Annotated in this window: 8 protein-coding genes and 1 pseudogene; 8 read left to right on the top strand and 1 reads right to left on the bottom strand. The window is 45.5% G+C overall.

Annotated features, from left to right (window positions below; all coding sequences use genetic code 11):
- Window positions 1–75, top strand: a 75-nt coding sequence (locus B5F53_RS20990; RefSeq protein ID WP_140398249.1) for a formate--tetrahydrofolate ligase, incomplete at its 5' end; no start/stop codon positions are given.
- Window positions 76–189: 114 nt separating this feature from the next.
- Here B5F53_RS20990 and B5F53_RS15155 read toward each other — a convergent pair.
- Window positions 190–1539 carry a CapA family protein gene (locus B5F53_RS15155; RefSeq protein WP_087224920.1) on the bottom strand — a complete coding sequence of 450 codons (1350 nt, stop codon included), beginning with the start codon at window positions 1537–1539 and terminating at the stop codon, window positions 190–192.
- Between the two features lie 303 nt (window positions 1540–1842).
- Between B5F53_RS15155 and B5F53_RS15150 the strand changes: the two genes are divergently transcribed.
- From B5F53_RS15150 to B5F53_RS15125, 7 genes and pseudogenes are all read left to right on the top strand, one after another.
- Entirely contained in the window at window positions 1843–2061 is a 219-nt protein-coding gene (locus B5F53_RS15150; protein ID WP_087224915.1) for a hypothetical protein, read from the top strand.
- A 104-nt stretch (window positions 2062–2165) separates the two neighbouring features.
- Window positions 2166–2477: a rhodanese-like domain-containing protein gene (locus tag B5F53_RS15145; RefSeq protein WP_087224913.1), complete on the top strand. Its 312-nt coding sequence runs from the start codon at window positions 2166–2168 to the stop codon at window positions 2475–2477.
- 78 nt (window positions 2478–2555) lie between these two features.
- A complete protein-coding gene (gene yfcE, locus B5F53_RS15140) occupies window positions 2556–3098 on the top strand; it encodes a phosphodiesterase (RefSeq protein WP_087224910.1) in 543 nt (180 codons plus the stop codon).
- 16 nt (window positions 3099–3114) lie between these two features.
- A complete protein-coding gene (locus B5F53_RS15135; RefSeq protein WP_087224907.1) occupies window positions 3115–4278 on the top strand; it encodes a THUMP domain-containing class I SAM-dependent RNA methyltransferase in 1164 nt (387 codons plus the stop codon).
- A gap of 30 nt (window positions 4279–4308) precedes the next feature.
- Window positions 4309–5796: pseudogene (locus B5F53_RS20730) on the top strand (carbon starvation CstA family protein); the annotation flags it as partial.
- 189 nt (window positions 5797–5985) lie between these two features.
- Window positions 5986–6570: an XTP/dITP diphosphatase gene (locus tag B5F53_RS20870; RefSeq protein ID WP_275532209.1), complete on the top strand. Its 585-nt coding sequence runs from the start codon at window positions 5986–5988 to the stop codon at window positions 6568–6570.
- Window positions 6567–7073: a metallophosphoesterase family protein gene (locus tag B5F53_RS15125; RefSeq protein WP_087224901.1), complete on the top strand. Its 507-nt coding sequence runs from the start codon at window positions 6567–6569 to the stop codon at window positions 7071–7073. Before B5F53_RS20870 ends, B5F53_RS15125 begins: the two co-directional genes overlap by 4 nt.
- Window positions 7074–7080: the final 7 nt, after the last annotated feature.

The raw sequence follows: 7080 nt of genomic DNA, 5'->3' as shown, positions 1-7080 counted from the left end.
CCGGGACTGCCGAAAGTACCGGCTGCAGAAAAGATCGATGTAGACGAAACCGGAAAGATTACCGGACTGTTCTAAATGATAAAATTGATAAACCTTCTCATGATGCACATAAAAGGGATGTCTCAGTTTTTGAGGCATCCCTTTTTGAAGCTCATTTTTGCAGACACTATAAAGTCTGCGCCGGAATCTTTATTCATTCCCGGACGCTTTCACGATATTCCCCTGATCATCCACCATATTCAGATAAGGATCAAAATGGACGTCCAGAAGGTCGGTGCCGGAAGAAGGCTCCACTTCCAGAGACATGATCTCATCATACAGGCGATACAGACTTTCCACTGTGAATTCGTCCGTACGAACCAGATGCATGCTGTGCTCAGCAGCCAGATCGTTGTTATAGTCTTTTAAGAGATAGGGGGCATAAACATTGGCGTCGTGGTTGTAATGCATGACCAGGGGCTCCACTGTGGGAGAGAGAACTTCCACAGAACTTCCCTGAGGCGTAACAGTCTTTTGGAGGGTGAATCTGGCCATACCGCCCAGCAGTCCGGTTATATCCTGCTGGGTAGAAGCAAAGTTGCCAAGGGAATAGAAAATCAGCATCTTATTTCCGGAGGCATCAGACATCGTACCGTAAGGCTGCAGAATATGAGGGTGTCCTCCAATACAAATATCCACGCCCTGCTGCATCAGATAAGTGGCCCATTGCTTTTCGTACTCGCTGGGCATGGGGTCTTCCTCATCTCCCCAGTGAGCAACAAAAATCACACAGTCACTGATTTCTTTGGCTTTTTTAACATCAGCCGCTACCTGTTCTTTATTAAACGTATTAATCACGTAGGCGTCTTCGCCGGTAGCCAGACAGTTATTGGTGCCATAGGTATAGTCCAGAAGACCGAGGGTAATGTCGTTTACGGTTACCGTTTTAATCACATCCCGCTCTTCTTCGGTGGCATTGGTTCCGATTACCGTCACCTCCGGATGATTGTTCTTCCAGTAGTCCAGTTGTTCTTTTGTCAGATCCAGCCCGAAATCATCCACATGGTTTGTGGCAGTCTCGATGACATCGAAGCCTGCCTTTACCACAGCGTCGCCTACTTCCTGAGGAGTGGCGAAAGAAGGATAGGAGCTTACAGCATCATGATCCGGGGTCAGTACCGTCTCCTGGTCAATAAAAGCCAAATCCGCTTCCTGTATATAAGACGTCATATGTTCATAGACATGATCATAATTCCAGACGCCGGAGTCGTTCATGCCGGATTCATACAGAGAGGTATGGAACAGGTTATCTCCCACGGCTACGATATTTGCCGTAGTTACTTTAGTGGAAGAATCTTCCTTTGGCGCAGCGGCAGTTTCTGCAGTTTCCGCTGATTTTGGCGGCGGGGATTTCCGGTCCAGAAAGGTGTCAAGTTTATGAATGCCGATACAGAGAATGGCCAGAACCAGAACGGAGCTGATAAAGCTGAGACTGGGCTTATGTCTGAAAAAGTGAACTCCGGAAATTTTCTCCCGGATATTAGAAAGTGTTAGCTTCATAATTATTCCCCCCAAGTATACTAACATTAAGAAAAGTATAGCAAATTTTGTCGAAAGAGAAAAGGGAAATCATACAAAAAGAGAAGACCCCGGTAGGGGAGCTACCGGGGCCTTCGAGGGGAGTATAAATAATTAAATAAGGGGTTATAAATGTAAAAAAAACTTTTGAAGGGTAAATTTTTTTTACAAGGTGATTATAATATAAATTGGAAAAAAAAGCAATATCATTTCTCGAATAATCCGTCAGGTTTTTGGAACAATAACAATTGTAATAAAAAAACAATGTACTAGGAGGAAGATTCAATGGCAAAAAATTATGAAAATGAAAGCAAAAACTATAAAAATGGTACAAATAACGAAAGTAAAAACGGCATGAACAGCCAGGACATGGGAAAGGACTGCGGAAGATACAGCTCCAAAAACAAAGCATCCAGCAAAACATCCAATAAAGCATCCAATAAAACATCTGACAAGAGCTCCAATTCTTACGATGCAGAAGACAGCTACGACTCCAGATATTAATCGGTAAAACCTGTGAAAGGGCGCTGCGGCCAATAGGCCTGCGGCGCCCTTTTTAGAACCTTATGAGAAAAGGGAGAATATACTATAAAAAAAGGAGTTCGCACATGTTTCAGGTGGAGACGATTTCAGCGAAAATGCTGGACTATTATGTAGGACGGCAGGACGCTTTTCTTATAGATATTCGCCAGAAAGAGGAGTATGAGGAGGGGCATATCAAAGGGGCGGTCAATCTGCCCTTTGAAACTTTTGATATGAAAGGGAAGTTTCCCAGGGAAAAGACCCTGATCATTTACTGCAACCGGGGTGGTTCCAGCATGATGGTTGCTAAGGAACTGGCCAAGCGTGGGTACCGGACCCGATCCGTAGTTGGAGGCTTTGACGCATATCGCGGAAGAAATCTTGTAATTTCGCACTAAAAATAGTAGAATGGGAGTGTTATAGGGAAATATGAAATAACACTTCCATTTTATAAACGATGAAAGAGGAGAATACGTATGAAATATATGTTTGCATCGGATATTCACGGCTCTGCTTATTATTGCCGTAAAATGCTGAAGGCTTATGAAGATGAGGGAGCGTCCCGCTTAATTCTGCTGGGGGATATTTTATATCATGGTCCCCGCAACGATCTGCCGAAGGAGTATGCACCAAAAGAAGTGATTCAGCTTCTTAATGAAAAAAAGGATCACATCTATAATGTACGGGGCAACTGCGATGCGGAAGTGGATCAGATGGTACTGGACTTCCCCGTACTGGCAGACTATGCGCTGCTGGAGCTGGACGGAAAGACTTTCTATGCCAGCCATGGCCATATATATAATGAAGGAAATCTTCCGCCATTAAAAGAAGGAGATATTTTCATCCATGGTCATACCCATGTGCTTCGTGCAGAAAAGAAAGAACACTATACAATTCTGAACCCGGGATCTGTTTCTATTCCCAAGGAAGGAAACCCGCCTACGTATGCGATTCTGGAAAACGGAGTATTTACAATAAAAACATTCGACCAGGAAATCATAAAAGAGCTTACCGTGTGAGAGAAAGGGACGATTTATGGAAAGATGGGAACTGATAGCCCCCTGTCATTTTGGACTGGAAGCAGTCCTGAAAAAAGAGATTCTGGATTTGGGATATGAAATCAGCAAAGTAGAAGACGGTAAAGTCACTTTCTGGGGAGACGCCCAGGCCATTGCAGACGCCAATATTTTTCTGAGAACCACTGAGAGAATTCTTCTGAAAGTGGGAGAGGTAAAGGCGGAAACTTTTGAAGAATTATTTGAAAAGACCAGAGAACTGCCCTGGGAACGGTATATTCCCAAAGATGGAAAATTCTGGGTGACGAAAGCCAATTCTGTAAAATCGAAGCTGTTTAGCCCTTCGGATATTCAGTCTATTATGAAAAAAGCTATGGTGGAAAGGCTGAAATCGGTTTACCATATGGACTGGTTTCCGGAAGACGGAGAAAGTTTTCCTGTGCGTGTCGCTTTTATGAAAGATGTGGCTGTAATTGGAATTGACACTTCCGGCGTTTCTTTACATAAAAGAGGGTACCGGCAGATGACGGCCAGGGCGCCGATTACAGAGACTCTGGCTGCCGCGCTTCTGATGCTGACCCCGTGGAAAAGTGATCGGATTTTAGTAGATCCCTTCTGCGGCAGCGGAACATTTCCCATTGAGGCGGCGATGATGGCCGCCAATATGGCCCCGGGAAGAAACCGCAGTTTTTTATCAGAAAACTGGAAACATCTGATTCCCAGGAAATGCTGGTATAACGCCGTGGAAGAGGCGGATGATATTCTGATACGGGACTGCAGAACAGACATTCAGGGATACGACATTGACGGCGCAGTTCTGAAAGCCGCCAGAAGCAATGCGCGTATGGCGGGAGTGGAGCAGATGATCCATTTCCAGGAACGGGAGATCCGGGATTTAAGCAGTTCCAAATCCTATGGTTTTCTTATTATGAATCCTCCGTACGGAGAGAGACTGGAAGAAAAGAAGGCGCTGCCCCAGATTTATCAGCAGATAGGGGAAAGTTTCCGCCGACTGGACAAGTGGTCTATGTATGTGATTACATCCTATGAACATGCAGAGCGTGAGATAGGCAGAAAGGCTGATAAAAACAGGAAAATCTATAATGGAATGCTGAAGACGTATTTTTATCAGTTTCTGGGACCGAAACCGCCCAGAAGAAAAATGACTGAAGGGGAGAGATAAGAGGGCAGGAATGAAAGGGGAGACATCCGTATGAGCAGTATGATACTATTGGGAATATCCATTGTTGTTTACCTTCTTGCCTACGTTCTTTTAGGGCTGTGGCTGAATAAAAAGCGGACGCCCGGATCAGAGAGAAAAACACCGGCATATACGAAAAGAGATGACTGGGATTTTGTACCGGCGAAAGGTCCTGTTTTATTTGGACATCAATTTGCAGCAATTGCGGGACTGGGGGTTATTGCAGGCCCCATAGCGGGAGCAGCCTTCGGCTGGCTGCCGGTCCTGCTGTGGTTTTTAGCCGGTGGTATTTTTCTGGGTGCGGTTCAGAATTTCGGAGTTCTTTCTATTATAGTAAGGGAAAAAGAAGCAGCAATAGGCCCTGCCATTGAAAAAACCATGGGGCGAAAGACCAGGCTGCTGTTTCTGGTTTTTGCCTGGGCGGTAACAGTGGCGCTGATGGCAGCGCTGACCAGGATTGGGGCGCTGTCATTAACCGGCTCTCAGATAAATGAGGCGGGAGAAGAGATTATGAGTTCAGCAAACGGAGCGGTTGCTATGGCTTCTATGCTTCTGATACCCCTCTCCATTGGTTTTGGATACTTTAATCAGAAGAAAAAAGGACTCTTTTTCCGTACATTGCTGGGGCTGCTCATATTAGCCCTGTGTATTGCAGCGGGATTTTGTTTCCCTTTGTATCAAAGCCAGGGAGTATGGACGGTTGTAATTTTGCTGTTTCTCTGGCTTAGTTCTGTGATGCCGGTCTGGGCACTGCTTCAGTCCCGGAATTATCTGGGAAGCTTTCTGCTGTATATCATGATGGCAGCGGCTGTTCTGGGGATTTTCTGGATGGATCCGAAGATGAATATTCCTGCAGTAAGCGGATGGCAGGCGGACGGGAATCTGGCGTTTCCTTTTCTGTTTTTATTGTCCGGTCCGGTTGTATCCGGCTTTCATGGTCTGGTTTCTTCTGAGATTACAGCGCGTCAGCTGAAAAATGAAAAGAGCGGAAAAGCGGTAGGGTATGGAACGGCCCTTTTAGCCGCTCTTGCGGGAGTGATTGTGCTTCTGACAGCAGGAAGTACGGTTCAGGATCTGGCACATCTGAAGACAGAGACGCCATTTGCATTATTCACAGCAGGTGCGGATTCTTTCTTCGAGGAGATGGGAGTTCCTTCTGACGGTCTGAATCTGATACATATTGTGATTCATCTGGGGGTTTCCACGGCGATTCTGACAAGTCTGGATACGCTGGCGCGGCTGGGAAGAACTTTGCTTCAGGAGATTTTTGAACCAAAGAAAAAGGGAAAGCCCAGACGGATTCAGGATAAATATATCGCCGGAGCGCTGACTGTGGCTGCAGCTGCGGCCTTTACCTTCGTGCGGGTGGAAGAGGCGTGGGAGATTTTCGGAATATGCAGTATGATTCTCTCAGCGTTTCTCTTCTGGTTTTTTGCCTGCTGGTTCCGGCAGCATAAAAAAAGATATGGACTTATTCTTATTCCGGGTTTATTCTTAAGTATAACGGCTCTGGGGGCTGTGGGCATTTTGCTGAAAGAAACAGTAAATTCGTTATGGCTGGGGGAAAACCTGAGCCTTTCCCAGGAAGTGCTGGGAATTCTTCTGGGAGTCATCGGACTTACGGGGCTGCTGTTAACAGGGTGCGGTCTGCTTACCCTACTAAGGAAAAAGAGAAAAGGGGAGGATAAAGTGAAAAAGATAATCTTTGCTACCGGAAACGAAGATAAAATGAAAGAGATCCGTGAAATTCTGGCGGATACGGACTGGCAGGTGCAGTCTTTAAAGGAAGCGGGAATTCAGGCTGATATTGTAGAGGACGGAAAAACCTTTGAAGAAAATGCGGAAATCAAAGCAAAGACCATCTGTCAGATGACAGGAGAAATTGTGCTTGCAGATGATTCCGGACTGGAAATTGACTATTTGAATAAGGAGCCGGGGATTTATTCCGCCCGCTATATGGGGGAAGATACCTCTTATCATATTAAAAATGCCAGGCTGATTGAACGTCTGGATCAGGTTCCGGATGAGAAGCGTACAGCCCGGTTTGTATGCGCCATTGCCGCGGCATTTCCTGACGGGAGTGTTAAAACTGTCCGGGGAGTTATGGAGGGAAGAATCGGCTATGAGGAAAAAGGTGAGAATGGATTTGGTTATGATCCCATCTTTTATCTTCCGGAGTACGGCTGCACTTCTGCTGAGCTTTCCAGAGAGGAAAAGAATGAAATCAGTCACAGAGGGAAAGCCTTAAGGGCGATTAAGAAGGAGTTAGTATGAAAGTATTAATTGTCAGTGATACTCATGGAAGAGATGAAAATCTGGAAAAAGTAATGGAATATGAAAAGCCTGTGGATTTTTTCATTCACTGCGGAGATATTGAGGGGCGGGAGGATTACATAGAGGCCCTGGCGGAATGTCCGGTTTGTCTGGTATCCGGAAATAATGATTTCTTTTCTGAACTTCCAAGGGAGGAAGAGATTACCCTTTGCGGGAAACGTGTCTTAGTGACACACGGCCATTATTACGGCGTTTCTCTGGATTTGGGGCGAATCTTAGAGGAAGCCCGGGATCGGGATATGGAAATAGTGATGTTTGGCCACACCCACAAACCTCTTGTGTATGAGAAACGGGGAACCACTTTGATAAATCCGGGAAGTCTTTCTTATCCCCGCCAGGCAGGAAGAAAGCCCAGTTATATGGTGCTGAATACGGATAAAGCAGGCAACTTTTCCTTTGAAATCCGGTATTTAAATAAAAATAAAAAAACTGTTGACAATTGAGATTTCC

It is taken from the genome of Blautia sp. An249, assembly GCF_002159835.1.
GTDB lineage: Bacteria > Bacillota > Clostridia > Lachnospirales > Lachnospiraceae > Blautia_A > Blautia_A avistercoris.
The sequence above is the reverse complement of the archived record's forward strand: the minus strand, read 5'-3'. Positions and strand labels throughout refer to the sequence as shown.